This is a genomic window from Pseudomonas sp. P179, from assembly GCF_000478485.2.
GTDB lineage: Bacteria > Pseudomonadota > Gammaproteobacteria > Pseudomonadales > Pseudomonadaceae > Pseudomonas > Pseudomonas aeruginosa.
Genome location: NZ_KI517354.1, coordinates 5,937,595 through 5,962,088, shown reverse-complemented (window position 1 = coordinate 5,962,088; position 24,494 = coordinate 5,937,595). Strand labels below are relative to the sequence as shown.

The following is a 24,494-nucleotide window of genomic DNA, read 5'->3' as shown; positions in this document are numbered from 1 at the left end:
CTAAATTTCGGAATCTCGCCGGCTGACTTTCGCCACCGGCATGGGCACCAGCTGACCGCGCGGTTCGCGCTTGCTCTGGCGCAACGGGCGCAACCCCACGACCAGCTTGCGTGCCACCAATAGATAGAAGCCGGCGCCCGAAGACTGCCAGGCGTCGCCCCAGCGCTCCAGGCGAGCCAGGCGCGATTGCCAGGCTGCCGACGCAAGCGGCGGACGATAGCACCCGAAGCGCCGTTTCTCCAGCGCGAAGCCCAGCAGGTTGAGCCAATCGCAGGCCCGCGACGGAGGAATGCAGCGGGCCTGGCGCAAGGCATCCCCGGCGAAATAATGACGGATGCCCCACAGGCTCCATGGGTTGATGCCGATCAGCAGCAGGTGGCCGCCCGGACGAACGGTACGCGCGGCTTCGCGCAGGAGACGGTGAGGCGACAGGCAGAAATCCAGGCCGTGTTGCAGCAGGACCACGTCCGCGGCATGTTCGCTGAGCGGCCAGGCGCCCTCTTCGCAGGCGATGTCCACGCCCGGCAGCGGCGGCCCCAGGCGCACGCCGCGCTGAATCTGCCCGGTGCTCGGCGGCAGTTCGGCATGCGGCCCGTAGTGCACCAGGTAGCCACCGAAGTAACGGGTCAGCTCGTCGCACAACAGGCGTCGCTCCTCGGCCAGCATCAGGCTGCCCAGCGGGCCCTGGAACCAGTCGCGCGCCCGGTTGATCGATGCCAGCCACTCGGCATCGGTCTGGGCGAAGGCTTGCGGTTCGTTCATGCGTACCTCCAGCGTCTTCCCCTTCGCGGCGACGGACGCCGGCACGACGGGAAAATAAGCAATACTATGCGCCAATGACTTCTGCTTAGCGACATCGACCCATGATACAGATCGACGCCCTGCCCGCCTTCAACGACAACTACATCTGGCTGTTGCAAGATGCGACAAGCCGTCGCTGCGCGGTGGTCGACCCCGGCGATGCCAAGCCGGTGGAAGCCTGGCTGGCCGCCCATCCCGACTGGCGGTTGAGCGATATCCTGGTGACCCACCACCATCACGACCACGTCGGCGGCGTCGCGGCCCTGAAGGAACTGACCGGCGCGCGGGTTCTCGGCCCGGCCAACGAGAAGATCCCGGCCCGCGACCTGGCGCTGGAAGACGGCGAACGGGTCGAGGTGCTCGGCCTGGTCTTCGAGATCTTCCACGTGCCCGGCCATACCCTCGGCCATATCGCCTACTACCACCCGGCGGAGACGCCGCTGCTGTTCTGCGGCGACACCCTGTTCGCCGCCGGCTGCGGCCGTCTCTTCGAAGGCACCCCGGCGCAGATGCATCATTCCCTGGCGCGACTGGCCGCGCTGCCGGCCAACACCCGGGTCTACTGCACCCACGAGTACACGCTGAGCAACCTGCGCTTCGCGCTGGCGGTGGAGCCCGACAACGCGGCGCTGCGGGAACGCTTCGAGGAAGCGACCCGGCTGCGCGAACGGGACCGCATCACCCTGCCGTCGGAAATCTCGCTGGAATTGTCGACCAATCCATTTCTTCGCGTTTCGGAAAATTCTGTTAAGAAAAAAGCCGACCAGCGGAGCGGCCAGCAAAACCGCACCCCGGAGGAGGTTTTCGCCGTCCTGAGGGCCTGGAAGGACCAGTTCTGAAGGTTGGCGAAATCTTGACCACTCTTGAGGTCATTTCTAGAATCGGCTGAATTTTTGCCCGGAACAGCACTCAGCCGATGCCGCCACAGACACGTAAAACCCCCGATCTAGACGCCCTGGCTCGCGCCGTTCGGGTGTCCATCCTGCTCATCGCCGGTGCGCTCGCCGGCTGCCAGGGCAGCGGCCAGATCAAGGGGGAGGCCCAGGCCAAAGCAGCACGTCCCGGCGCCCGAGCCGTCGACGTCCAGTTCAACCCCTCCTGGCTGCATACCCAGCCCGGCCAGAACGCCGCCTACAACGACATCTGGGACCGCATGCGCGACGGTTTCCAGCTCCAGGATGCGATCAGCACCAACCCGCGCATCGAACGCCAGCGCCTCTGGTTCCTCAGCAACCAGTCGTTCCTCGAACAATCGAGCGCGCGCGGCAGCCTCTACATGCACTACGTGGTCGAGCGCCTGGAAGAACGCAACATGCCGCTCGAACTGGCGCTGCTGCCGGTCATCGAAAGCGCCTACAACCCCTTCGCCCTGTCGCGCAGCAACGCCGCCGGCCTCTGGCAGTTCATTCCCGCCACCGGCCAGCATTTCAACCTGCGCCAGACCAATTTCTACGACGGTCGCCGCGACATCACCGCCTCGACCAATGCCGCCCTGACCTATCTCGAGCGCCTGCACGACATGTTCAACGGCGACTGGATGCTCGCCCTGGCGGCCTACAACGCCGGCGAAGGCACTGTCAGCCGCGCCATCGAACGCAACGAGAAACTGGGCCTGCCGACCGACTACTGGAACCTGCCGCTGCCGCAGGAAACCCAGGACTACGTACCCAAGCTGCTCGCCCTCTCACAGATCGTCATGGCGCCGGATTCCTACGGCATCAGCCTGAACCCGATCAACAACGAGCCCTACTTCCAGGCCGTCCGGGTCAAGCGCGGGATCGACCTGTCCAGCGTCGCCGCGCTGGCGAACCTGGACGAGGACGAGCTGTACCAGCTGAACCCGGCCTACAAGCGCCGCGTGACCATGGACGGCCCCCAGCAACTGTTGGTGCCGATGGAGAAAGCGGCGTTCCTGACCGCCTCGCTGGACACCCTCAAGCCGAAGGAAGTCACCACCTGGCAGCAATACCGGGTGCGTAGCGGCGACAGCCTGCACAGCATCGCCAACCGCTATCGGATCACCGTAGCGGAGCTCAAGAGCGCCAACCGCCTGTCCAGCAACCACCTGCGCAAGGGCCAGCAACTGAGCATCCCCGGGCAGATCGCCGGCGGCGCCGTCAAGCCGGTCTACCAGCAACTCGCCCGACAGGCTTCCACCCCGGCCAGGACCCGCTCCTATAAGGTCAAGAACGGCGACAGCCTGTGGCAGATCGCCCGCAACAACGGCGTCGACGTCAACGACCTGAAGCGCTGGAACGGCCTGGACAAGCACGCCCTGAAGGTCGGCCAGACCCTCAAGCTGCAAGGCGGCACCCAGGCCCTGGCGGCCCGCAAGGGAAACGCCGCCGGCAAGCGCGACAGCGCCACCTACTACAAGGTCAAGCAAGGCGACTCGATGTACCTGATCGCCAAGCGCTTCAATGTCGAGATGAAGCACCTGCAGCGCTGGAACCCGCGCAGCAAGCAGGCGCTCAAGCCCGGCCAGACCCTGACCCTGTACCTGGACACCGCGAGCCGCTGACAGCCCATTGCAGGCCGTCCCGAAACGCCACGCCCGCTCCTGCCGGCGTGGCGTTTTCGCAAGCGCGGCCAGAACCCCAGACCCTAGGCCGGCCAGGCCCGCGCTCCCTCTTTTTTCCTGTGCGGGCAAGGTGTTACTGTTGCCTGACGATTCGTTGTCAAAAATAGCCAAGGACCCGGACACACGCCTGATGCGTCGCCTCTCCTTCCTGATCCTCGGCCTGGCCGTGAGCCTGCCCAGCTTCGCCGCGATTACCCAGAGCCATGGTTATGCCCAATTCGGCACGCTCAAGTATCCGGCCAATTTCCAGCACTTCGACTGGACCAATCCCGACGCCCCCAAAGGCGGCACCTTGCGCCTGATGGCCTCGGGCAGCTTCGACACGCTCAACCCCTACACCCTGAAAGGCACCAGCCCGATCGGCACCGGCGATTTCCTCCAGTACGGCGTCAATGAGCTGAACGAACCATTGATGGTGGGCACCGGCCTGTACGACCCGTCCGGCGACGAACCAGCCTCCAGCTATGGCCTGATCGCGAAGAGCGTGGAATACGCGGAAAACCGCAGCTGGGTGGTATTCAACCTGCGGCCGGAAGCACGCTTCCACGACGGCAGGCCGATCACCGCCAGCGACGTGGCCTTTTCCTATCGCACCCTGGTCAAGCAGGGGCACCCGATGTACCGCACCTACCTGCAGGAGGTGAAGCGGGTCGATATCCTCACCTCCCACCGGGTGCGTTTCGTCCTGCGGCGCTCCGGCAACCCGCTGCTGATCCTGCGCCTGGGCGAGCTTCCGGTGCTGCCGCAGCATTACTGGAAGGATCGCGACTTCCGCGCCACCACCTTCACCGCGCCGCTGGGCAGCGGTCCCTATCGCATCGTCGAGGTCGATCCCGGGCGCCGCCTGGTGTTCGAACGCGTGAAGGGCTGGTGGGGCGAAAAACTGCCGGTGAACCGCGGCAAATACAATTTCGACCGGGTCGTGGTGGACTTCTACCGGGACAACGGCGTCGCCTTCGAAGCCTTCAAGGCCGGCGAGTTCGACTTCTACATCGAGCACCAGGCGAAGAACTGGCTGAACAACTATCGCTTCCCCGCGGTTCTGCGCGGCGATGTGATCCGCACGGAAATCCCGCACCAGATCCCCAGCCAGACCCAGGCGTTGTTCATGAACACCCGTCGCGCCGTGTTCAAGGAGCGCGCGCTACGCCAGGCGCTGGGCGAGATGTTCGACTTCGAATGGACCAATCGCGCCCTCTTCAGCAATTCCTACCTGCGCTCGCGCAGCTACTACCCGAACAGCGAATTCGCCGCCAGCGGCGTCCCGGAGGGCCAGGAATGGCTGTACCTGTCGCCGTACCGCAAGCAATTGCCGGCGCAGTTGTTCAAACAGCCGTTCAGCCTGCCGACCACCGAGGGGCGCGGCATTCCCCGTGAAACCCTCAGGCATGCACTCGGTCTACTGGCCGATGCCGGCTGGAAGCTGTCCGGCGACCGACTGCTGAATAAAAAGGGCGAACCGCTGCGCTTCGAAATCCTGCTGGTCAATCCGAGCCTGGAGCGTATTCTCCAGCCCTATCGCGAAAACCTCGCCAGCATCGGCATCGACGCGCGCCTGCGCACCGTCGACCGCGCCCAATACAAGCAGCGCCTGGACCAGTTCGACTACGACATGATCCTCATGACCCTGCCGCAGACCCTCAGTCCCGGCCTGGAACAGTGGCAGTACTTCCACTCCAGCCAGGTGAAGGTCAAGGGCAGCAAGAATTACGCGGGCATCGCCAACCCGGTGGTCGACGCCATGCTCAACCGCCTGCTCGGCGCCCACAGCCGCGACGAACAGGTCGCCGCCGCGCGCGCCCTGGACCGGACCTTGCTCTGGCAGTACTACAGCATTCCCAACTGGTACCTCAATTCGCACCGTCTGGCGTACCGCAACCGCTTCGCCTTCGTCGCCACCCCGCCCTACACCCTGGGCCTGCGCGCGTGGTGGCAGAAAAACCTGGAGACGTCCCGATGATCCGTCCCCGCTTCACCCCTCTGCTGGCAGCCCTGCTGCTCGGCTGCTGCGGCCCGCTCCTCGCCGCCCCGAAACATGCACTGACGCTCTACGATGAGCCTCCGAAGTATCCCGCCGATTTCAAGCATTTCGACTACGTGAATCCGGATGCGCCAAAAGGCGGCATCCTCCGCCAGGCCGACTTCGGCGGCTTCGACAGCCTCAACCCGTTCATCGGCAAGGGCGTCTCGGCCCCTTCGCTGGGCCTGATCTACGACACCCTGGCCTTCCAGTCGCAGGACGAGCCGTTCACCGAATACGGCCTGCTCGCGGAGAAGATCGAGAAGGCACCGGACAACAGCTACGTGCGCTTCTACCTGCGCCCCCAGGCCCGTTTCAGCGATGGCACGCCGGTCACCGCCGAAGACGTGGTGTTCACCTTCGAGACGCTGGTGAGCAAGGGCGACCCGATGTACCGCAACTACTATGCGGACGTCGACAAGGTGGTCGCCGAGGACAAGCTTCGCGTGCGCTTCGACTTCAAGCACGCCGGCAACCGCGAACTGCCGCTGATCCTCGGGCAGATCGCGATCCTGCCGAAACACTGGTGGGCCGACCGCGACTTTTCCAAGACCGGCATGGAAATCCCGGTAGGCAGCGGTCCCTACCGCATCGCCAAGGTCGATCCGGGACGCTCCATCAGCTACGAGCGAGTCAAGGACTGGTGGGCCAAGGACCTTCCGGTCTCCCGCGGACTCTATAACTTCGACACCATCACCATCGACTCCTATCGCGACATGTCGGTCGCCCTGGAAGCCTTCAAGGCCGGCCAGTACGACGTCAACCTCGAATATTCGGCGAAGGACTGGGCCACCGGCTACGAGTCGCCGGCATTGCGCGACGGGCGCTTCATCAAGGCCAGCATCCACAACCACAACCCGGTGGGGATGCAGGGCTTCGCCTTCAATATCCGCCGCCCGGTGTTCCAGGACCGCCGGGTACGCCAGGCGATCAGCCTGCTGTTCGACTTCGAATGGTCGAACAAGCAGCTGTTCTTCAGCTCCTACAAGCGCACCAACAGCTATTTCGAGAACTCGGAGATGGCCGCCCACCAGTTGCCCAGCGAAGCCGAGCTGAAGATCCTCGAACCGCTGCGCGGCAAGATTCCCGACGAGGCCTTCGACCAGGTCTTCCAGAATCCGGTCAATGACGGCAGCGGGGTGATCCGCGAGCAGCGGCGCAAGGCCTACCAGTTGCTCACCGAGGCCGGCTACAGGATCGAGAACAACCGCATGGTAGGTCCCGACGGCCAGCCACTGAGCTTCGAGTTCATGCTGTTCCAGGCCAACATGGAACGGGTCATCCTGCCGTTCAAGCGCAACCTGGCCGAACTTGGCATCGACATGCAGATCCGTCGCGTCGACGTCTCGCAGTTCGTCAACCGCCTGCGCTCGCGGGATTTCGACATGACCTCGGCGACCTGGCCGCAATCCAACTCGCCAGGCAACGAACAGCGAGAGTTCTGGCATTCCAGCAGCGCCGACAAGGCCGGCAGCCGCAACTTCATCGGCCTCAAGGACCCGGCCATCGACAGCCTGGTGGAAAGCCTGATCCAGTCCGACTCGCGGCAAAGCCTGATCGACCATACCCGCGCCCTCGACCGCGTACTGTCGTGGGGCTACTACGTGGTTCCCAACTACTACGTCGATACCTGGCGGGTCGCCTACTGGAACCGTTTCGGCCGGCCGAAGGTGACGCCACTCTACGACTGGGGCCTGATGACCTGGTGGCAGACCAGCGACAAGGCGCTGCCGAGCAAGGCGCAAGCCGAAGCCACGCAAGACGCCGAGCCGGAACGGGAGTAACGCCGCATGCTCTCCTATATCCTGCGGCGCCTGCTGCTGATCGTCCCTACCCTGTTCGGCATCCTGCTGATCAACTTCATCATCATCCAGGCCGCTCCCGGCGGTCCGGTGGAGCAGATGATCGCCAAGCTGGAAGGCTTCGACGCCGCTTCCGGCGGCGCCACCGGGCGCATCTCCGGCGGCGGCGGCGAAGTCGCCGTGGCCGGCTCGCAATACCGCGGCGCGCAAGGCCTGGACCCGGAGCTGGTGAAAGAGATCGAGCGCATGTACGGCTTCGACAAGTCGGCCCCCGAGCGCTTCATGATCATGCTGAAGAACTACCTGCACCTGGACTTCGGGCAGAGCTTCTTCCGCGACGCCAAGGTCACCGACCTGATCATCGAGAAATTGCCGGTGTCGATCTCGCTCGGGCTCTGGAGCACGCTGATCATGTACCTGGTGTCGATCCCGCTGGGGATCGCCAAGGCGGTCCGCCATGGTAGCGTCTTCGACATCTGGACCAGCTCGGCGATCATCGTCGGCTACGCCATTCCCGCCTTCCTCTTCGCCATCCTGCTGGTGGTGCTGTTCGCCGGCGGCAGCTACTGGGACTGGTTCCCCCTGCGCGGCCTGACCTCGAACAACTTCGACCAGCTCAGCCTCGGCGGCAAGGTGCTCGACTATTTCTGGCACCTGGCCTTGCCGGTAACCGCCCTGGTGATCGGCAACTTCGCCACCATCACGCTGCTGACCAAGAACAGCTTCCTCGACGAGATCGGCAAGCAATACGTGGTCACCGCCCGCGCCAAGGGCCTGACCGAACGCCGCGTGCTCTACGGGCACGTATTCCGCAACGCCATGCTGCTGGTGATTGCCGGCCTGCCGGCTGCGCTGCTGGGGATCTTCTTCACCGGTTCGCTGTTGATCGAGGTGATCTTCTCCCTCGACGGCCTCGGCCTGCTCAGCTTCGAAGCGGCGATGAACCGCGACTACCCGGTGGTCTTCGGCACGCTGTTCATCTTCACCCTGTTCGGGCTGGTCATGAAGCTGATCAGCGATATCGTCTACACCCTGGTCGATCCGCGCATCGACTTCGAGAACCGGGAGTAATCCGATGCGCCTGTCTCCCATCAACCAGCGCCGCTGGGCCCGCTTCAAGAGCAACAAGCGTGGCTGGTGGTCGCTCTGGCTGTTCCTCATCCTGTTCGTCGGCAGCCTCGGCGCCGAACTGATCGCCAACGACAAACCGCTGGTCGTGCATTACGACGGCGGCTGGTATTTCCCGGTCTTCAAACGCTACCCGGAAACCACCTTCGGCGGCGAATTCCCCCTGGAAGCCAACTACAAGAGCCCCTACATCAGCCAACTGATCGCCGAGAAGGACGGCTGGGTGCTTTGGCCGCCGATCCCCTACAGCTACGACACCATCAACTACGAGCTGAAGGTTCCCGCCCCCGCCCCGCCGTCGGCGGAAAACTGGCTGGGCACCGACGACCAGGCCCGCGACGTGCTCGCCCGGGTGATCTACGGCTTCCGCGTGTCGATCCTCTTCGCCCTGACCCTGACCGTGCTCAGTTCTCTGATCGGCGTCACCGTCGGCGCCCTGCAAGGCTACTACGGCGGCTGGGTCGACCTGCTCGGCCAGCGTTTCCTGGAAGTCTGGTCGGGGCTGCCGGTGCTCTACCTGCTGATCATCCTGGCCAGCTTCGTCCAGCCGAACTTCTGGTGGCTGCTGGGCATCATGCTGCTGTTTTCCTGGATGAGCCTGGTGGACGTGGTCCGCGCCGAGTTCCTCCGCGGGCGCAACCTGGAATACGTCCGCGCCGCCCGGGCCCTCGGCATGCGCAACAGCGCCATCATGTTCCGTCACATCCTGCCGAACGCGATGATCTCGACCCTGACCTTCATGCCGTTCATCCTCACCGGCGCCATCGGCACCCTCACCTCCTTGGACTTCCTCGGCTTCGGCCTGCCGCCTGGCGCGCCGTCGCTGGGCGAGTTGGTCGCCCAGGGCAAGTCCAACCTCCAGGCACCCTGGCTGGGCATTTCCGCCTTCGTGGTGCTGGCGGTCATGCTGAGCCTGCTGGTGTTCATCGGCGAAGCCGCCCGCGACGCTTTCGACCCGAGGAAATGAGATGAGCGAGAACATTCTGGAAATCCGCGACCTCGCCGTCGAATTCCTCTCCGGCGAGCAACGCCAGCGGGTGGTCGAAGGCGTCAGCTTCGACATCCGCCAGGGCGAGACCCTGGCCCTGGTCGGCGAAAGCGGCTCGGGCAAGTCGGTGACCGCCCACTCGATCCTGCGCCTGCTGCCCTACTCCGTCGCCAGCCACCCAGCAGGCAGCATCCACTACCAGGGCGAGGATCTGCTCAAGCTCCCGGAACGGCGCCTGCGCGGGATCCGCGGCAACCGCATCGCCATGGTCTTCCAGGAACCCATGACCTCGCTCAATCCGCTGCATACCATCGAGAAGCAGCTCGCCGAGGTCCTCGCCCTGCACAAGGGCCTGGGTGGCGCCAAGGCCAGCGCGAGAATTCTCGAACTGCTCGAGCTGGTCGGCATCCCCGAGCCGGCCAAGCGCCTGAAAGCCTATCCACACGAACTCTCCGGCGGCCAGCGGCAGCGGGTGATGATCGCCATGGCCCTGGCCTGCGAGCCGCAACTGCTGATCGCCGACGAACCGACCACCGCGCTCGACGTCACCGTCCAGTTGAAGATCCTCGATCTGCTCAAGGACCTGCAGGCACGCCTGGGCATGTCCCTGCTGCTGATCACCCACGACCTCAACCTGGTCCGGCGCATCGCCCACCGCGTCTGCGTCATGCAACAAGGGCGGATCGTCGAGCAGGCTTCCTGCCAGGAACTCTTCGCAGCCCCGCGACACCCCTATACCCGCGAGCTGCTCAACGCCGAGCCCAGCGGTGCGCCGGCAAGCAACCCGCCCGGTGAAACCCTGTTGGCGGTGGACGACCTGCGGGTCTGGTTCCCGATCCGCAAAGGCGTGTTCCGCCGCACCGTGGACCACGTCAAGGCGGTCGACGGGGTCAATTTCGAACTACCCCGCGGGCAGACGCTGGGCATCGTTGGCGAAAGCGGCTCGGGCAAGTCGACCCTTGGCCTGGCAATCCTGCGGCTGCTGGAAAGCCAGGGCGGCATCCGCTTCGAAGGCACCCGGCTGGACGGTCTCGCGCAACATGACGTGCGCCCGCTGCGCCGCGAGATGCAGGTGGTGTTCCAGGACCCGTATGGCAGCCTCAGCCCACGCATGTGTGTCGGCGAGATCGTCGGCGAAGGCCTGCGCATCCATAGGATCGGCAGCGAGGCCGAACAGGAGCAGGCGATCATCGACGCGCTGGTGGAGGTCGGGCTCGATCCGCAGACCCGCTACCGTTACCCCCACGAATTCTCCGGCGGCCAGCGCCAGCGCATCGCCATCGCCCGGGCACTGGTGCTGAAACCGGCACTGATCCTGCTCGACGAACCGACCTCGGCGCTCGACCGCACCGTGCAGCGCCAGGTCGTGGAATTGCTGCGGCAACTGCAGGGCAAGTACAACCTCACCTACCTGTTCATCAGCCACGACCTGGCGGTGGTCAAGGCGCTCAGCCACCAGCTGATGGTGGTTCGACATGGCAAGGTAGTGGAACAGGGCAGCGCCGAAGCGGTTTTCGCCTCGCCGCAACATCCCTATACGCAGCAATTGCTGGAGGCTGCCTTCATGGCCCCGGCAAGCGCGGAAAACTGAGTAGCAGACAAGGAACGGACAATGGGATTTCTCACAGGAAAACGCGCCCTGATCGTCGGAGTCGCCAGCAAGCTCTCCATCGCTTCCGGCATCGCCGCCGCCATGCACCGGGAAGGCGCCGAACTGGCCTTCACCTACCAGAACGACAAGCTCAGGGGCCGGGTGGAGGAGTTCGCCAGTGGCTGGGGCTCGCGGCCGGAGCTGTGCTTCCCCTGTGACGTGGCCGACGACAGCCAGATCGAAGCGGTGTTCGCCGCCCTGGGCAAGCACTGGGACGGCCTGGACATCATCGTCCACTCCGTCGGATTCGCTCCAGGCGATCAGCTCGACGGCGACTTCACCGCGGTGACCACCCGCGAGGGCTTCCGCATCGCCCACGACATCAGCGCCTACAGCTTCATCGCCCTGGCCAAGGCCGGACGGGAAATGATGAAGGGCCGCAACGGCAGCCTGCTGACCCTCTCCTACCTGGGCGCCGAACGGACCATGCCGAACTACAACGTAATGGGCATGGCCAAGGCCAGCCTGGAGGCCGGGGTCCGCTACCTGGCCGGCAGCCTGGGCGCGGAAGGCACCCGGGTCAATGCGGTTTCCGCCGGGCCGATCCGAACGCTCGCCGCCTCCGGAATCAAGAGCTTCCGCAAGATGCTGGCCGCCAACGAGCGGCAGACGCCGCTGCGGCGCAACGTCACCATCGAGGAAGTCGGCAATGCCGGCGCCTTCCTCTGTTCAGACCTGGCCAGCGGTATCAGTGGCGAGATACTCTACGTCGATGGCGGCTTCAACACTACCGCCATGGGCCCGCTGGACGACGACTGATCACCCCGCCCATGAAAAATGGCCGCTTCGAGCGGCCATTTTTCATGGGAGGAATAAAGAAAAGGCCGCGTAAGCGGCCTTTTCTCTGCATCTCGGTCTCAGTATTTCTCGACTTCCGCCTTGTCCTGCAACTGACGGCGGAAGGCGGCGAAGTCTGCCTGTCCGCTGCGCGAAGCCAGGAAGCGGCGGTACATGGCCTTCTCGTCGTCGGAGATAGCCTCCTCCGGCTCGCTGACGCCATTCAGGCGGATCACCACGTAATCGCCATTGGCCAGGGTCACGCCAGAGAGCGAAGGCTTGTCCTTGGCCTCCGGACGCTGCATACGGAACACCGCCTGGAGCAGTTTCGGATCGACGCCTTCCTGGCCGCGGGAGGCCGCCTCGACCACTTTCCACGACTCCCCCGCTGCGGAAGAGGTACGGCCTTCACGCAGCTCTGCGATCAGGGCCTCGCCACGCTTCTGCGCCTCCTCGGCGGCCTTTTCGGCGGCCAGGCGCTCGCGGATGTTCGCCGCGACCTGCTCCAGCGGTTGCTCCTTCGGCTTGTTGTGTTCCTTGACCCGCAGCACCACCACGGTGTCCGGATCCAGCTCGATGGCGCCACTGTTGGCGGCTTCTTCCAGCACCTCGGCGCTGAACGCGGTCTGCACGATCTGGCGGTTGGCAGCGATGCCGTCGCCCCCCGAACGTCCGAACGGCTGGCTGGTCTGGACCTTCAGGCCCATTTCCTGCGCCGGCTGGCTCAGGTCGGCAGCTTCGTAGGCGGAGCTTTCCAAGTCCTTGGTAGCCTCGACGAAGCGCTGCTCGACCATCTGTTTCTTCAGTTCGTCCTCGAGCTTCGGCTTGAGGCTTTCCAGGCTCGGTACTTCCGGCGCCTGCACGCCCAGCAGCTTGATCAGGTGGTAGCCGTACGGAGTCTTCACCGGGGCGGATACCTCACCTTGCTTCAGCGCATACAGCGCCTCCTCGAACGCGGGGTCGTACACGCCGCGGCCGGCGTAGCCCAGGTCGCCGCCGGTGGCGGCCGAGCCGATATCCTGGGAGAACTCCTTGGCCAGCGCGGCGAAATCCTCGCCCTTGGCCAGGCGAGCCTTGATCTCGTCGATCTTCGCCTTGGCCTGCTCGTCGCCGACCTTGTCGTTCACCTCGATCAGGATGTGGGCGGCATCGCGCTGCTCGGAGAGGTTGGCGATTTCTTTCTGGTACAACGCCTCGAGGTCTTCCTGCTTCACCTTGACCTGGTCGAAGAAGGAGGACTTCTTCAGTTCCACGTATTCGACGACCACCTGCTCGGGAGTCATGAACTCGCTCTTGTGGCCTTCGTAGAAGGCCTTCACCTCGTCCTCGCTCACGCTGCTCTTGGAGGCGTCGGCCTTGATCGCCAGGGTGGCGAAGTCGCGGGTCTGCTTCTCGAGGCGAGCGAAGGACTGCAATTCGTTGTCGGTGACGAAACCGGTGCCCGCCAGGCCGGCGCGAAGCTGGCCGATGAGCATTTCCTGGCCGAGCATCTGGCGGAACTGCATGCGGCTGTAGTTCATCTGGCGGATGACCTGGTCGAAGCGATCCGCGTTGAACTTGCCGTCGACCTGGAACTCGGGAGTTTGCAGGATCAACTGGTCCAGCGCCTGGTCGGAGAAAGCGAACTTGTCGTCCTTGGCGGCCTGGAGCAGCAGGGTACGCTCGATCAGCCCCTTCAGGGCCGCTTCCTTGAGCAGCTTGTCATCCAGCATGGATGGATCGAAATCCTTGCCCAGGCGTTGCAGCAGCTGGCGACGCTGCATGTCCACGGCCTGTTGGACTTCATTGAGACTGATATCGTCGCCGTTGACCTTGGCGGCCACGTTGGAGTGGTCGGTGGCCCGGATGATCGCGTCGAAGCCGGTCAGCGACAGGAGAACGATGATCACGCCAATGATGGTCTTGGCGATCCAGCCCTGGGAATTATCCCTGATGTTCTGCAGCATGCAGCCCCCAAAAACTGCCACGACCAGCCGTCTTGGGCGGCGCGGCGTGGGTAAGAGATGCGGATATAAGAAAGGCGCATCCGAGGATGCGCCTTCTCGTAACTGGCGGAGCGGACGGGACTCGAACCCGCGACCCCCGGCGTGACAGGCCGGTATTCTAACCGACTGAACTACCGCTCCGCAGCCAGGCCAGCCTTGGCCGACCTGGGTAGAACGAGTCCCAAAAGACGCTTAGTTGACAGCATCCTTCAGGGCTTTACCGGCTTTGAAGCCCGGGATCTTGGCAGCGGCGATCTTGATCGGCTTGCCAGTTTGCGGGTTGCGACCGGTGCGAGCAGCGCGCTCTTTGACAGCGAAGGTGCCGAAACCAACCAGCACGACGGAGTCACCAGCCTTCAGGGCGCCAGTGACGGACTCGATCACTGCGTCCAGTGCGCGACCGGCAACAGCTTTCGGGATATCAGCAGATGCGGCAATTGCATCGATCAGTTCCGACTTGTTCACTCTAAGTCCCCTTATTTCTGTTGAGTATGTTTCTATGTGTTAGGTGTAAGGAAATTCTGCGCTGGTAGGCCAACTGACTCAGCAAGTGCCGCTTTATAACAAGGGCCCAAAAACAGTGTCAAGAATACCTACCGACTAATGCGTGCTAATTCGCTCCTTGGAATCAGGCTCGCGTTTTTCATCCTTTGCAACCATCTCCGGAGCCGCATCGGGCAAGGGCTCCGGGGCGTATTGCAGCGCAATTTGCAGGACTTCGTCAATCCATTTAACCGGTTTAATAACCAGATCACTCTTAATATTGTCCGGAATTTCCTTCAGGTCGCGAACATTTTCCTCGGGAATGATCACCGTCTTGATCCCGCCGCGGTGCGCCGCCAAAAGTTTTTCTTTCAGCCCGCCGATCGCCAGCACCTGCCCACGCAGGGTGATCTCCCCGGTCATTGCCACGTCGGCGCGCACCGGGATCTGCGTGATCGCCGAAACCAGCGCCGTGCACATGCCGATGCCTGCGCTCGGGCCATCCTTCGGCGTAGCGCCTTCCGGAACGTGGATATGGATGTCACGCTTCTCGTGGAAGTCCGCCGCGATTCCTAGGCTCTGGGCGCGGCTGCGCACCACGGTCAACGCCGCGGTGATCGATTCCGCCATCACGTCGCCCAGCGATCCGGTCTTGGTCAACTGGCCCTTGCCGGGTACCACGGCCGCCTCGATGGTAAGCAGCTCGCCGCCGACCTGGGTCCAGGCCAGCCCGGTCACCTGGCCGATCTGGTCCTGCTGTTCGGCGAGGCCATAACGGAACTTGCGCACGCCGAGGTAGTTCTCCAGCGTCTCGCTGGACACCACCGCCTGGATACGCTTGAGCTTGGCATGCTCCTTCACCGCCTTGCGGCAGACCTTGGCGATCTGCCGCTCAAGGCTGCGCACCCCGGCTTCGCGGGTGTAGTAGCGAATGATGTCGCGCAGGGCGCCTTCCTCGAAGGTCAGCTCGCCCTTCTTCAGGCCGTTGGCCTGGACCTGCTTCGGAATCAGGTACTTGGCGGCGATATTGACCTTCTCGTCCTCGGTGTAGCCCGGCAGGCGGATGACTTCCATCCGATCCAGCAGGGGCGCCGGGATGTTCATCGAGTTCGCGGTGCAGAGGAACATCACGTCGGACAGGTCGTAGTCGACTTCCAGGTAGTGATCGTTGAAGTTGTGGTTCTGCTCCGGGTCGAGCACCTCGAGCAGCGCCGAGGCGGGATCCCCGCGCATGTCGCTGCCCATCTTGTCGATTTCGTCGAGGAGGAACAGCGGGTTGCGCACGCCGACCTTGGTCATCTTCTGGATCAGGCGGCCCGGCATGGAGCCGATATAGGTACGACGGTGACCGCGGATCTCGGCCTCGTCACGCACGCCGCCGAGCGCCATGCGCACGAACTTGCGATTGGTGGCGCGGGCGATGGATTCGGCCAGGGAGGTCTTGCCCACGCCGGGCGGCCCCACCAGGCAAAGGACTGGGCCCTTGAGCTTCTTCACCCGCTTTTGCACGGCGAGATACTCGAGAATGCGCTCCTTGACCTCTTCCAGGCCGTAATGGTCGGCATCGAGGATGTCTTCCGCCTTGGCGAGATCATGGCGCACCTTGCTCTCGGCCTTCCACGGCACGTTCAGCAGCCAGTCTATGTAGGAACGCACCACGGTGGCTTCCGCCGACATCGGCGACATCTGCTTGAGCTTGTTCAGCTCGGCAGTGGCCTTGGTGTGCGCCTCCTTGGTCAGGCCGGCGGCGTCGATGCGCTTCTTCAGCTCCTCGACTTCGTTGTGCCCTTCGTCGATATCGCCGAGTTCCTTCTGAATGGCCTTCATCTGCTCATTCAGGTAGTACTCGCGCTGGCTGCGCTCCATCTGCTTCTTGACCCGGCCGCGGATGCGCTTTTCCACCTGCAGCAGGTCGATCTCGGCATCCAGCAGCGCCAGGACATGCTCAACCCGCGACGACAGGTCGGTGATCTCCAGGATGTCCTGCTTCTGCTCGATCTTCAGCGCCATGTGCGCGGCCATGGTATCGACCAGCCTGCTCGGCTCGTCGATGCTGTTCAGCGAAGAAAGCACCTCGGCGGGGACTTTCTTGCCCAACTGGACGTATTGCTCGAACTGGCTCAGCAGGCTGCGAGTGAAGACCTCGGCCTCGCGCTCGCCGACATTGGCGTCATCGATGGCCTGGACCGCGGCACGAATGTGCCCTTCCTCCTCGATGAAGCGCTCGACCTGGCCGCGCTGCTCGCCTTCGACCAGCACCTTGACGGTGCCATCCGGCAGCTTGAGCAACTGCAGCACGGTAGCGACCGTACCCATGCGGTACAGGCCATCTTCGCCCGGATCATCGTCCGCGGGGTTTTTCTGCGCCAGCAGGAGGATTTGCTTGTCGCCGGTCATCGCTGCCTCCAGGGCCTCGATGGACTTTTCCCGACCGACGAACAACGGGATGACCATGTGCGGGTACACCACCACGTCACGTAGCGGCAGCAAGGGCAATTCGACGAGTGTTTTCATAATGTCGGCTCTACAGCGGCACTTGGCCACGAAACAGATAGGAAGACCTTTCAGCCTAAGATGGGGTTAGGCCCGGGAAAAAACAAGCGTGCCAGTCGGAAAAGAAAAGGGGCCCGAAGGCCCCTGCTCTTTCATGCCTCAGGCGCAGCCTTGGCTGGCTTTTCGCTGTTCTCGTAGATCATCAGGGGTTGCGACGAGCCATCGATGACACTCTCATCGATGACCACCTTGCTGACATCCTGCTGGGAGGGAATCTCGTACATGGTATCGAGAAGGATACCTTCGAGAATTGAACGCAAGCCACGTGCACCGGTCTTGCGTTCGAGCGCCTTGCGGGCAACCGCCTTGAGTGCGTCCGGACGGAATTCGAGGTCGACGCCTTCCATCTCGAACAGCTTGGCGTACTGCTTGGTGAGAGCGTTCTTCGGCTCGGTCAGGATCTGCATGAGCGCAGCCTCATCGAGTTCATCAAGAGTCGCGATCACCGGCAAACGCCCTACAAACTCGGGAATAAGACCGAACTTGACGAGATCTTCCGGCTCGACTTCCTTGAACGCCTCGCCGACCTTCTTGCCCATCTCCTGACTGCGCACTTCGGCATTGAAACCGATGCCGCCGCGCGCGGAACGGTTCTGGATGACCCGCTCCAGACCGGCGAAAGCGCCGCCGCAGATGAACAGGATGTTGCGCGTATCGACCTGCAGGAACTCCTGCTGCGGATGCTTGCGACCGCCCTGCGGCGGTACCGAGGCAACGGTGCCCTCGATGAGCTTCAGCAGGGCCTGCTGCACACCCTCGCCGGAAACGTCGCGAGTGATGGAGGGGTTGTCCGATTTCCGGGAGATCTTGTCGATCTCGTCGATGTAGACGATACCCATCTGGGCCTTCTCCACATCGTAATCGCACTTCTGCAAGAGCTTCTGGATGATGTTCTCGACATCCTCGCCCACGTAGCCCGCTTCCGTCAGCGTGGTCGCATCGGCGATGGTGAACGGCACGTTCAGCAGACGTGCGAGGGTCTCGGCCAGCAGGGTCTTGCCCGAGCCGGTTGGGCCGATCATCAGAATGTTGCTCTTGCCGAGCTCGATATCGTCCTTCTTGTCACGCTGGTTGAGGCGCTTGTAGTGGTTGTATACCGCTACCGCCAGAACCTTCTTGGCCCGCTCCTGCCCGATCACGTACTGATCGAGGATGGTGCGGATCTCTTTCGGCGCCGGAAGTTTGTGCCCACTACTTTCCGCCTGCGCTTCCTGCACCTCCTCGCGGATGATGTCATTGCACAGGTCGACACACTCGTCGCAGATAAAGACCGAGGGGCCGGCAATCAACTTGCGCACTTCGTGCTGGCTCTTGCCGCAGAAGGAGCAATACAGCAGCTTGCCGTTGTCCTCGCCGTTGCGGGTATCAGTCATTCGATCGATCCAATGGGTAGCTTCAAACACAAGATGAAGGCAATTGTGGGCATTTTCAAGCCCACGAGGCGGCCGAATGTCTCGACCGCCAGTATTGCGGAGCCTTAGACGGCCAGGTCGCGCTGGGTCATGACCTTGTCGATCAGGCCATACTTGACGGCTTCGTCACCGCTCATGAAGCGGTCACGATCGGTATCGCGGGCAATGACGTCCAGGGGCTGGCCGGTGTGGTGCGCCAGGATCTGGTTCAGACGCTCCTTGATGAAGAGGATTTCCTTGGCATGGATCTCGATATCCGAGGCCTGGCCCTGGAAACCGCCCAGCGGCTGGTGGATCATCATCCGCGAATGCGGCAGGCAGTAGCGCTTGCCGGCGGCACCGCCCGCAAGCAGCAGGGCACCCATGCTGCACGCCTGGCCGATACAGGTGGTCGAGACGTTGGGCTTGATGAACTGCATGGTGTCGTAGATGGACATCCCGGCAGTCACCGAACCACCCGGCGAGTTGATGTAGAGATGAATGTCCTTCTCGGGATTTTCAGCCTCCAGGAACAGCAACTGGGCAACCACCAGGTTGGCCATGTAGTCCTCGACCTGGCCGACCAGGAAGATGATCCGCTCCTTCAGCAGGCGCGAATAGATGTCGTAGGCTCGCTCGCCGCGGGCGGACTGCTCCACCACCATGGGCACCAGGCCACCGGCGGCCTGGATATCGGGAACGTGCGGAATAAAAGAGTTGCGAGACATGTCTTGCGATCACTCCCTAACAGATAGTGAAGCCTCAAAGACGCACAAGCCAGCACTAAGGCTGGCTTGTGGGATTCGAACGAGAGGAACGAATCAGGCCGCTTGCGGAGCTTCGGCCGGCTTGACCGCTTCTTCGTAGGATACCTGCTTATCGGTCACAGTGGCCTTTTGCAGGACAGTATCTACGACTTGTTCTTCCAGTACAACAGAACGGACTTCGTTCAGCTGGGGCTCGTTCTTGAAGTACCAGGCGACGACCTGCTCGGGCTCCTGGTAGGCCGAGGCCATTTCCTCGATCATTTCGCGAACGCGACCTTCGTCGGCCTTCAGCTCGTGCTGCTTGACCATTTCGGCGACGATCAGGCCCAGCACCACACGGCGCTTGGCCTGCTCTTCGAACAGCTCGGCCGGCAGTTGGTCAGGCTTGATGTTGCCACCGAACTGCTGGACGGCCTGCACGCGCAGACGGTTCACTTCGTTGCCGATCAGGGCCTTGGGCACTTCGATCGGGTTGGCCTGCAGCAGACCTTCCATGACCTGGTTCTTGACCTTGGACTTGATCGCCTGGCGCAGCTCGCGCTCCATGTTCTTCTGCACTTCGGCGCGGAAGCCATCGAGACCGGTTTCCTTCACGCCGAACAGAGCGAAGAACTCTTCGTTCAGTTCCGGCAGCTTGGGCTCGGCTACGCTATTGACGGTAACGGTGAACTCGGCAGCCTTGTTGGCCAGGTCCAGGTTCTGGTAGTCCTCGGGGAAGGTCAGGTTGAGCACACGCTCTTCACCGGCCTTCGCCCCCACCAGCCCTTCTTCGAAGCCGGCGATCATGCGACCGGAGCCCAGTACCAGCAGGGTGCCTTTGGCGGAACCGCCGGCGAAGGCTTCGCCGTCGATCTTGCCGACGAAGTCGATGTTCAACTGGTCATCGTTCTGGGCGGCACGCTCGACCACTTCGAAACGGGTGTTCTGCTTGCGCAGGACGTCGAGCATATTGTCGACATCAGCATCGGAAACTTCGGCCTGCAGGCGCTCGACCTTGATGTCTTCCAGGCCGGAAACGGTAAATTCCGGGAAGACTTCGAAGGTTGCGATGTATTCCAGGTCCTTGCCTTTCTCGAAGGACTTGGGCTCTACCGACGGCGAACCGGCCGGATTCAGCTTCTGCTCGACCACGGCTTCGTAGAAGGTTTCCTGGATCAGATCGCCCATGGCTTCCTGGCGCGCGGAAGCTTCGTAGCGCTGACGAATGACACTCATCGGCACCTTGCCGGGGCGGAAACCTGGAATCTTGGCACGACGGGCGGTCTGCTGCAGACGCTTGTTGACTTCGGTCTCGATACGCTCGGCAGGCACACCAACGGTCATGCGGCGCTCAAGAGCGGAAGTGCTTTCAACAGAAACTTGCATGGATATTCCTCGTTGCACAGACGTAAGCCGGTCCTTCCGGCTCCCAGAATCAAGGGCATGCATTCTAGTAGAGGGAAAAGCAGAAGTCACCCCGCCAGGGTGCAGGCGGATCCCCGGGGTGTTTCCGGCCGCTTCCGCCGATCGCAGCCCGATCTCGAACGAGTCGCTGGAGCTTCGCCGGAAGCGGGCGCATATAATGCCAGCCGATTCCGCTCCGACCGATGAAACCCTATGGACTGCCCTACCCTCAGCAAGGTATTGCTCGTCGAAGACGACCAGAAGCTCGCCCGCCTGATCGCCAGTTTCCTTTCCCAGCATGGTTTCGAAGTGCGCCAGGTGCATCGCGGTGATGCCGCGTTCGCCGCCTTCCTCGACTTCAAGCCGCAAGTGGTGGTTCTCGACCTCATGCTCCCCGGACAGAATGGTCTGCAGGTGTGCCGGGAGATCCGCCGGGTCGCGAACCTGCCGATCCTCATACTCACCGCCCAGGAGGACGATCTCGATCACATCCTCGGCCTGGAGTCCGGCGCCGACGACTACGTGATCAAGCCGATCGAGCCACCGGTGCTGCTCGCCCGCCTGCGCGCCCTGATGCGCCGGCACGCGCCCCTTCCCGCCTCCCCGGAAAGCCTGACATTCGGCAAGCTGAACATCGACCGACGGCGGCGCGAAGCGGAACTCGAAGGCCTCGGCATCGAACTGACCACGATGGAGTTCGAGCTGCTCTGGCTGCTGGCCAGCCAGGCAGGGGAAATACTTTCCCGCGACGAGATCCTCAACCAGATCCGCGGCATCGGTTTCGACGGCCTGAACCGCAGCGTCGACGTCTGCATCAGCAAGCTGCGCAATAAACTGAAGGACAATCCGCGCGAACCGGTCCGGATCAAGACCGTCTGGGGCAAGGGCTACCTGTTCAACCCGCTGGGCTGGGAGCTCTGAATGCTGCGCCTGTTCCTGCGCCTCTACCTGCTGCTGGCCCTGGGGTTCGCCGCCGCGATCTTCGTGGTCGACCATGTCATCGACGCGTTCTACGACAGCATCGTCGAGAACTATCACCGCGACGCCGTTCGCGGCCAGGCCTATTCGCTGGTGGAAAAGCTGGCCCCGCTGGACCAGGCCGGACGCCAGCGACAGCTCGAAGACTGGCGTCCCCACTACGGGCTCGAGCTGAGCCTGACGGATGCCAGGCAGGCGAAGCTGACGCAGGAAGAGCAGGCCCTCCTCGACAAGAACCTGCTGGTGGTACGCGAGGACTTCACGGAATTCATCAGCCGCATCGACGCGGGCCCGCAACTGCTCGACATCAAGCTGCCGCCGGAACCCTCGCTGACCCCACTATTCACCGTGCTGGCCTACATCCTGCTCGGCGTGCTGGTCGGCATCGCCCTGCTGGTATGGGTCCGCCCGCACTGGCGCGACCTCGAGACCCTGCGCCTGGCCGCGCAACGCTTCGGCGACGGCGACCTGTCATCGCGCACGCGCATTTTCCGACGCTCCGACATCCGCACCCTGGCCCAGCACTTCAACCAGATGGCCGACCGCATCGAAAGCCTGATCAGCAACCAGCGTGAACTGACCAACGCGGTATCCCACGAATTGCGCACGCCGATCTCCCGCCTGTCCTTCGAACTCGAGCAATTGAACAAGCAGGTCGACGCCGAAGTACGCCACGACCTGATAGAGGACATGCGCGCCGATCTCGGCGAACTGGAGGAAATGGTCTCCGAACTGCTGACCTACGCCCGCCTGGAGCACGGCAACGTCGGGAGCCACCGGGAAATCGTCGACGCCGCGAGCTGGCTGGATAGCGTCGTCGCCGACGTCGCCCTGGAAGCCGAAGCCGCCGGAGTCACCTGCGAGATCAGCGCCTGCCAGGTCGAACAGATCCGCATAGAGCCTCGCTTCATGGCGCGCGCAGTGATCAACCTGCTGCGCAACGCCATTCGCCACGCACACTCGCGCGTCGAAATCGCCCTCCTCGATCAAGGCGACAGCTGTCAGATACGGGTCAACGACGACGGCCCCGGGATACCGGCGGACGCCCGGCAGAAGATCTTCGAACCCTTTTCGCGCCTGGACGACAGCCGCGATCGCAGCACCGGCGGCTTCGGCCTGGGCCTGGCGATCGTCCGCCGGGTCGCGCAATGGCACGGCGGCTATGCGGAAGCGCTGGAAACGCCGCAAGGAGGCGCCTCCTTCCGCCTGACCTGGGAGCGACCCCGTTGACAGCGGAGGCTTAACAATCTTTCACAGATTGCTGACAAAGCCGTAAGGACTGCCAGCCAGGCCCGCCCTAGCATGGGACACCTCGCCTTTCCGCCAGGTGTTCCATGTTTCGTGCAATGCATCTTTCCCTTCTCGGCTGCCTGCTCGGCACCAGCGGCTGCCACGGACTGCCGCCCGCCCCGCCAGCGCCGAGCGCCGCCGTGGGCAACTACGGCGAGGTCATCGACTATCTGCAACGCCACATCCGCCGGGAAATGGAAAGGCAGGACGTGCCCGGCCTGGCCCTGGCATTGGTCGACGACCAGCAACTGGTCTGGGCCCGCGGTTTCGGCTATGCCGACCGACAGCACAGGATCAACGCCAGCGAGCACACCGCATTCCACGCCGGCGACCTGTCCAAGCTACTGATCGCCAGCGCGACCCTGCAACTGGCCGAACGCGGCCAACTCTCTCTCGACGCCCCGCTCCAGGACACCTTGCGCGAGTTCTACGTACGCTCACGCTTCCATGCCGACCAGAGCGAGGCGGATCGCGCGATCACTTTCCGCCGGCTGCTCAGCCACCAGTCCGGCCTTCCTGGCGAACACCTGCCGCCCCTGTTCGGCGAACGCCCGAGCTCACTCGGCCAACTGCCGGCGAAAGTATCCGGCGTCTGGCTGAGCAATCCGCCGGGAACCCAGGTCGCCTATTCCAACCTTGGCTACGAGCTGGTCGGCGCGGCTATCGAGCGCAACACCGGAAAGCACTTCGAGCAGCACATGCGGGAGCACCTGCTGGACCCTTTGCAGATGACTCGCTCCAGCTTCGCCAGGAACGCCCTGCCCCAGACGCAACGCGCCCACGGCTACAGCGGCGGCGGCGGCGGTCGCCCCGGCTCCGCCGCCGCCAGCGACCTCCCGGTCAACGACCTGTGGAGCAGCCCGGTCGACCTCAGCCGCTTCGTCCGCATGCTGTTCGCCAACGGGCGCCACAAGGAGCGCCAGCTTCTCCGGAAACACTCCGTCGAGGAGATGTTCCGCCAGCAGAACGCCGGCAATGCCCTGGACTTCGACTGCCAGGTGGGCCTGGCCTGGTTCCTCAGCCCGTGCGGCTCCGCGCCGCTGGAAGGAGGCATCCGTCACTATGAGTACGCCAGCGCCACCCGAGGATTCAGCGCCCATCTGATTCTGCTGCCGGAACAGCGCCTCGCCGCCATTGTCATGAGCAACGCCGATGACAGCGGGTCGCTTACTGCCTCCCTGGCCCGGCAAGCGGCGTCGCTCATGCTGCAGGTCAAACAGGGCGCTCGTCGCCCCGCCGTACAGCCCACCCCCGCGCGCGCCCCCGCACTGAAGGTGCCGAGCCCGGAGGACCGGCGACAGCTATACGGTCGCTACGCAACCCGCCAAGGCCAGATTCGCCTGTACGAGCGCAGGGGTCGCCTGTACGCGGATTTCGGCGAACAACGCGTGGAACTGTTGCGCGACACCTCGGGCTGGCTGCAGATGAGAAAAAGACTGCTGGGGTTCTGGCCTGTCGGCGTGGACAGCGCCGGACAGTTGCAACTGGACGTGGTCAGCTACGGCCAACGCCGAATCCTGGTGTCCCGCCGCCACGACCAGACCGCCTACCTCGGCGAGCGCATCGAGCCGACATCCCTGCCCCAGGCCTGGAACGAAGCCGTCGGCACCTACCGCGTCGCCAGCACGGGCCGGCACAGCTACCTGAACGGCCTGAGCATCAGGATCGAAGACGGCTTCCTGCTGGTGCGCGGGCAAGCCGGAGGAACTCGCTCCGGCGAGTTCATCCTGCAACCCATCGACAGCGCACACGCCGTCCTGGCCGGCAGCGGCCAGGGCCTGGGAGACACCTTCAGTCGCGACTTCGACGGTCTGAACGCGCTCGGCTACCGCTTCGCCCAGCAAGACACCAAGGCACGTCCCTGGCTGCAACGGAAGGAGTCCCCATGAGAAGCCCCTCCCTGCGCCTCGCCGGCA

Annotated in this window: 18 protein-coding genes and 1 tRNA gene; 11 read left to right on the top strand and 8 right to left on the bottom strand. The window is 63.5% G+C overall.

Features of this window, described 5'->3' with window-relative positions:
- On the bottom strand, positions 1–762 hold the full coding sequence (locus tag HMPREF1224_RS39825) for a methyltransferase domain-containing protein (RefSeq protein ID WP_003087952.1): 762 nt from the start codon (positions 760–762) through the stop codon (positions 1–3).
- Between the two features lie 101 nt (positions 763–863).
- Between HMPREF1224_RS39825 and gloB the strand changes: the two genes are divergently transcribed.
- The 8 genes from gloB to fabI all read left to right on the top strand — a co-directional run bounded on the left by gloB (position 864) and on the right by fabI (position 11,730).
- Complete coding sequence (gene gloB, locus HMPREF1224_RS39820) at positions 864–1,640, top strand: hydroxyacylglutathione hydrolase (protein ID WP_003087949.1); 777 nt, start codon at positions 864–866, stop codon at positions 1,638–1,640.
- 77 nt (positions 1,641–1,717) lie between these two features.
- Entirely contained in the window at positions 1,718–3,322 is a 1,605-nt protein-coding gene (locus HMPREF1224_RS39815; protein ID WP_010794048.1) for a lytic transglycosylase domain-containing protein, read from the top strand.
- A gap of 190 nt (positions 3,323–3,512) precedes the next feature.
- Positions 3,513–5,342 (top strand): extracellular solute-binding protein, encoded by a 1,830-nt coding sequence (locus HMPREF1224_RS39810; RefSeq protein WP_003098137.1) that lies wholly within the window; start codon positions 3,513–3,515, stop codon positions 5,340–5,342.
- Positions 5,339–7,186, top strand: a complete 1,848-nt coding sequence (locus HMPREF1224_RS39805) for an extracellular solute-binding protein (RefSeq protein WP_003098136.1) — start codon at positions 5,339–5,341, stop codon at positions 7,184–7,186. Before HMPREF1224_RS39810 ends, HMPREF1224_RS39805 begins: the two co-directional genes overlap by 4 nt.
- Before the next feature lie 6 nt (positions 7,187–7,192).
- Positions 7,193–8,275, top strand: a complete 1,083-nt coding sequence (locus HMPREF1224_RS39800) for a microcin C ABC transporter permease YejB (protein WP_003098134.1) — start codon at positions 7,193–7,195, stop codon at positions 8,273–8,275.
- Positions 8,276–8,279: 4 nt separating this feature from the next.
- The gene (locus tag HMPREF1224_RS39795) at positions 8,280–9,299 is read left to right on the top strand and encodes an ABC transporter permease (RefSeq protein WP_003087942.1); all 1,020 of its coding nucleotides are present in this window, start codon (positions 8,280–8,282) and stop codon (positions 9,297–9,299) included.
- 1 nt (position 9,300) lies between these two features.
- Positions 9,301–10,911, top strand: coding sequence for an ABC transporter ATP-binding protein (locus HMPREF1224_RS39790; protein ID WP_003087940.1), 1,611 nt, complete (start codon positions 9,301–9,303; stop codon positions 10,909–10,911).
- 21 nt (positions 10,912–10,932) lie between these two features.
- Positions 10,933–11,730 carry an enoyl-ACP reductase FabI gene (gene fabI, locus HMPREF1224_RS39785; protein ID WP_003087936.1) on the top strand — a complete coding sequence of 266 codons (798 nt, stop codon included), beginning with the start codon at positions 10,933–10,935 and terminating at the stop codon, positions 11,728–11,730.
- A 98-nt stretch (positions 11,731–11,828) separates the two neighbouring features.
- On the opposite strand, the gene HMPREF1224_RS39780 is transcribed toward fabI, so the two are convergent.
- The 7 genes from HMPREF1224_RS39780 to tig form a co-directional block, all read right to left on the bottom strand.
- Positions 11,829–13,694: a SurA N-terminal domain-containing protein gene (locus HMPREF1224_RS39780; RefSeq protein ID WP_003120291.1), complete on the bottom strand. Its 1,866-nt coding sequence runs from the start codon at positions 13,692–13,694 to the stop codon at positions 11,829–11,831.
- Between the two features lie 103 nt (positions 13,695–13,797).
- A tRNA-Asp gene (locus HMPREF1224_RS39775) sits at positions 13,798–13,874 on the bottom strand.
- A gap of 51 nt (positions 13,875–13,925) precedes the next feature.
- A complete protein-coding gene (gene hupB, locus HMPREF1224_RS39770; RefSeq protein WP_003087931.1) occupies positions 13,926–14,198 on the bottom strand; it encodes a nucleoid-associated protein HU-beta in 273 nt (90 codons plus the stop codon).
- 135 nt (positions 14,199–14,333) lie between these two features.
- On the bottom strand, positions 14,334–16,730 hold the full coding sequence (gene lon / locus HMPREF1224_RS39765; RefSeq protein ID WP_003087926.1) for an endopeptidase La: 2,397 nt from the start codon (positions 16,728–16,730) through the stop codon (positions 14,334–14,336).
- Between the two features lie 131 nt (positions 16,731–16,861).
- Complete coding sequence (gene clpX, locus HMPREF1224_RS39760; RefSeq protein ID WP_003087924.1) at positions 16,862–18,142, bottom strand: ATP-dependent Clp protease ATP-binding subunit ClpX; 1,281 nt, start codon at positions 18,140–18,142, stop codon at positions 16,862–16,864.
- A 104-nt stretch (positions 18,143–18,246) separates the two neighbouring features.
- Positions 18,247–18,888 (bottom strand): ATP-dependent Clp endopeptidase proteolytic subunit ClpP, encoded by a 642-nt coding sequence (gene clpP, locus HMPREF1224_RS39755; protein WP_003098129.1) that lies wholly within the window; start codon positions 18,886–18,888, stop codon positions 18,247–18,249.
- Positions 18,889–18,981: 93 nt separating this feature from the next.
- Complete coding sequence (gene tig / locus HMPREF1224_RS39750) at positions 18,982–20,292, bottom strand: trigger factor (protein WP_010794047.1); 1,311 nt, start codon at positions 20,290–20,292, stop codon at positions 18,982–18,984.
- Between the two features lie 231 nt (positions 20,293–20,523).
- On the opposite strand from tig, the gene parR reads away from it, so the two are divergent.
- From parR to HMPREF1224_RS39735, 3 genes are all read left to right on the top strand, one after another.
- Positions 20,524–21,231, top strand: a complete 708-nt coding sequence (parR, locus tag HMPREF1224_RS39745; RefSeq protein ID WP_003098126.1) for a response regulator transcription factor ParR — start codon at positions 20,524–20,526, stop codon at positions 21,229–21,231.
- On the top strand, positions 21,232–22,518 hold the full coding sequence (gene parS / locus HMPREF1224_RS39740; protein ID WP_003087912.1) for a sensor histidine kinase ParS: 1,287 nt from the start codon (positions 21,232–21,234) through the stop codon (positions 22,516–22,518).
- A gap of 104 nt (positions 22,519–22,622) precedes the next feature.
- Complete coding sequence (locus tag HMPREF1224_RS39735) at positions 22,623–24,467, top strand: serine hydrolase domain-containing protein (RefSeq protein ID WP_010794046.1); 1,845 nt, start codon at positions 22,623–22,625, stop codon at positions 24,465–24,467.
- Positions 24,468–24,494 lie beyond the last annotated feature (27 nt).